Source organism: Deltaproteobacteria bacterium (assembly GCA_019309045.1).
Lineage (GTDB): Bacteria > Desulfobacterota > Syntrophobacteria > BM002 > BM002 > JAFDGZ01.
On sequence record JAFDGZ010000176.1, the window covers coordinates 1 to 3,192 of the forward strand.

The 3,192-nt window shown below is 51.4% G+C and carries 2 protein-coding genes; one reads left to right on the forward strand and one right to left on the reverse strand.

The window, feature by feature from the left end; genetic code table 11:
* The first annotated feature begins 905 nt into the window (after window positions 1–905).
* Window positions 906–1,361 carry a hypothetical protein gene (locus tag JRI89_17390; GenBank protein MBW2073005.1) on the forward strand — a complete coding sequence of 152 codons (456 nt, stop codon included), beginning with the start codon at window positions 906–908 and terminating at the stop codon, window positions 1,359–1,361.
* A gap of 161 nt (window positions 1,362–1,522) precedes the next feature.
* Here the strand turns inward: JRI89_17390 and JRI89_17395 are convergent, their stop codons facing one another.
* Entirely contained in the window at window positions 1,523–2,956 is a 1,434-nt protein-coding gene (locus tag JRI89_17395) for a right-handed parallel beta-helix repeat-containing protein (protein MBW2073006.1), read from the reverse strand.
* Window positions 2,957–3,192: the final 236 nt, after the last annotated feature.

The window sequence follows — 3,192 nt, forward strand, 5'->3', positions numbered from 1 at the left end:
GTTTGACCGACGAAATATATGGCAACTCTTCGATCCAGGACCAACAAAACACATGTTGCCAAATCACAACCAACTATCGTTTAATTTCAACTACTTATAACCGGACAGCAGTGCATTTAGATGCTCTTTTTCGTGCTTTCGTGGTCAATCTTCTCCGTTTATTTCTCCGCCTCCGGTGGATCAGGTTTGGGTTGGGAGAGAGTTAGATTGAAAGAACGGCACCAGTTGCTTCTGAATTGGTTCCCCGATTCTATGGAATGACAGCATGGCAAGCAAGACTTTTTTGTTTCACTCCTCAACAATCAGTTGAAACACTTGCAAACTCCATTAGAAGTGATAACTTACAACGTTATTGCCCCACCTCTTTGACCTTTGCCGCCGTGCATGGAGGCAGCGGGGCACAATTATTCTTGTTTGTCACCCTGCTCAGGCGCAGCGCTGAAACAAGAGATGCGGTACAGTTCAAACGTCATCTTTTTTCAGTTCATCATTGACACAGAATAACCCACCTCACGACAGCGGGTCGGTAGCCGAAGGCTTCAGCGTCCGTTGCCAACTATGGATATCGGCTCCTGGTAAGACGACCGGCAGTTTGTCTTTCTTTCTTGACATCCCCGAACGGAACCTGAAGGTTGCGCCCAGCAGTTGTTGAGGATGCCATCTCAGCTTGTCGACTTGAGGCGACCATGATAATTGTATTTTCCCCTTTGCGAATTCTGTTAGAATTGATAAGGTACATAATTCTATACCGTCACTGATATTTTTGCTGCCATGTCCGGAAGTAGCGGTGTTCAAATCTGGCATTCGTCATGTTATCCGGGGTAGTTAGTATCGGCATAAGAAGTATGCTATGATTTCGTTGTCAATCTCTATTTCAGTTTGGCATCAGTGCATTGGAGACCACTATGAGCAATAAATTTGGAAAAAAGTCGGATTCCGTCCCTGCCATGAGTTGGCTTCTGGTTGCGGTTGTACTGATCCTGGCTGCCGCATTGCTGGCTCCAACTCCGGCTCTGACTGCCAAGTACAAGTCATTTGAAGGCATAATTCAGGGGGCCAATTGTGTCCACAATAAAACAGGTTGCCCTGAAAGTCCTTCTGACCCCCACGTTGCCGCAGAGCATGACTTCGTCCTGCTGATGCCGGACGGCAGTCACTACTTCCTGCTCAATTTAAATCGTCCTATCAAGGCCCAATACGTGACCATGCCGGTGCGGGTAACCGGGGAAATACAGGGAGAAGGTATCTGGGTTCATACAATGGAAGTCAAGAAGGACGGCAAATACAAACTGGTGTGGAGTTTCGAAGAAGAAGAACGATTGCGCCAAAGAGAGCTGCAGATGTACCGCGGCGGCAACTAGACCGATGAATTGCAGGACCAACCCATAGGGGCAGGTTTGAAACCTGCCCCTACGAAAAGTTGTCATTGGTTTGGAAATATTTTTTGGTTCGGTCCGACCACCCACTCTACAATCCCAATTACCATCCAAAAACATTCGGCTGACAGCTCCAGGCAAGATTTTTAATCGTGGAGGAGAAGCCAAACTGCAACAGGCTGGCCACGCAGGGACCTGTTCTTCTTGAACTCATAGGCGCCAATGTCCAGGGTGCTGTCTGAGGGACGCGCCTCGGCACTTTGCTGTTTGACGTATTGAAATAGCACCGGGTAGGCATCATCATTGAGCGTGGTGCCGGCATCTATGCATGCCGAGTTGCTGGCAAGGTGGTAGTCCTGGCTAGCTCCGTCCACGAAACCCGGGGTGTCGCCGGTAATATTGCCACCGTCATCGTGCATGGTTCCGCTGAGGCCGCTGTGGCTGTCTACCCAGCCAGCCTTCAACCAGTTGTTTTTCAGGCGGACGACTCCGGCTTCATTGACAAGGGCAAGATGTCTGCCTGCAGCGGTGGTGTAGAGGATGTTGTTTCGGCAGTCGCAGGACTCATCGTTGGTTGATAGACGCAGGAGGGTAATATTGCCAGAGCGGCTGGAGACCACAGTATTATTGTAAAAGTAAAGGGTCCCTTTGCGATATATGCTTTCGTTGCCGCTGTCCCCTCCGTAGTGGATGATCTGGCTGTTTCCGGCTCCATCCGGCTCAATAAGAATGTTGCCGTAGACGTAAGTCTTGCGGTAGCTCGGGTGATTGACAAGAGCCATGCTGTCTTCGGCGTCGACCAGGTCGAGCTGCCGGTTGCCGCTTTCGATCCAGTTGTAGCGCACCACAAGCCCGGCTGATCGATCCTTGAGGTTGTTTCCCAGACAGTCTGCCCGCAGCGGGCCAAGGTAGTTGAACTGATAGATGATGCCAATGGCGGCGGTGTAGGTGTTGTGCTGATAGATGCTGTGTTCGATGCCGTTATCGTAGATCCGGCAGCCCTCTATGAGAATGTTCCTGGCAGCGTGAGAGATGAACAGCCCATTTCCCGAGTCGTGCAGAATGCAGTTGCGGATGGTGATGTTCTGGCCGGTTTCCATGTAGACCGAGGCCGCGTTTTCAGCATAGCTCGTCAGGCCGTCCCGCCCTGTGAACTTATAAGGGGTTCTGCCGCTCCGGATGTCGAGGTTTTCAAGGATAATCCAGGTCGGCTCGGCCACAGCAGGTATGTTGGCGCCGCCGATTTTGATGACCCCTCGCCCTTCGTTCCAGAAGTTGATTTGACTGCGGGTGGTCGCATTCCGACCGTCGATGACAGGCAGCTGTCCACTATCGCTGGCCACCCCTTGCACCTTGAAGGGCTGCTGCTCTGTTCCCTGAACAGCAATCACCCACTTCTCTGTGTAGGGTTCCTGCCGCCAGTAGATCAATACCTGATCACCCGCCTCCATATTCTCCCAGGGGACGTCGCCGATGTTTGCATAACCCTTCCCAGGACCCACCTCATAGGTTGCCGAAAATGCAAAGAGAGGCAGGCAAAGAATCGATAAGCACAAAACCGCCGCCATCCTGCTGATCATGAACTCCTCCTGGGCGGGATCGATCATTGCAGAACCCGTGTTAATAATAGTTGCCTTGCCATAATTTACAGCGGAAGACATAGCCGCAGGGGCAGGTTTCAAACCTACCCCTACAATGGGGCACCAGGCAGGGCCAAAGGTTGGACCCTGCCTTTTTCTAGCTGAACCGAAAGAGGCATTTTTTCAATCGGATGAGCCGATTAAATACTGGCAGCGAACCGCCTCTGGCCATGTCA